Here is a 531-nt window from a genome sequence, read left to right on the forward strand (position 1 = left end):
CCTTAACGCGACCGCGCGCCGACACGCTCGCCGCCAGCGGCTAGACTTTGCAGTGATGAAACCGCACACCACTGCCCGCCTGGCCTATCGCGCCGCCGCCCTGTTCACCCGCCTGCCCTGGTCCTGGCTGCGAGGCTTCGGCGCCGCACTGGCGGGCCTGTGGATCCGTCTCAACGCCCGTGAGAGTCGGGTCACCCGGCGCAATCTGGAACTGGCCTTCCCCGAACTGACCGATGCCCAGCGCGCGGTGATGCACCGGCAGGTGCTGCGCTCCACGGCGATGCAGGCGGTGGAGACCCTGCGTCTGTGGACCCGTCCGCGTGAAGCGAACCTGGCCTGCCTGGTCGAACGCCATGGCGAGGCGCTGTACGACGCCGCGCTGGCGGCCGGCAAGGGCGTGATCGTGGCCGCCCCGCACCACGGCAACTGGGAGTTGTTGAACCAGTGGCTGGCCTCGCGCGGTCCGATCGCCATCGTCTACAAGGCGCCTGACGAGGCGGTGGGCGATGCGTTCCTGCAACTGGTCCGCGG

Annotated in this window: 1 protein-coding gene; it reads left to right on the top strand. The window is 70.1% G+C overall.

Going from position 1 to position 531, the window contains the following annotated elements; translation table 11 throughout:
• Positions 1–55: 55 nt before the first annotated feature.
• Positions 56–531: LpxL/LpxP family acyltransferase (locus ACXJKJ_RS32010; protein ID WP_457395764.1), on the top strand; the 476-nt coding region annotated here is incomplete at its 3' end.

The organism is Roseateles sp. P5_E1, assembly GCF_054049335.1.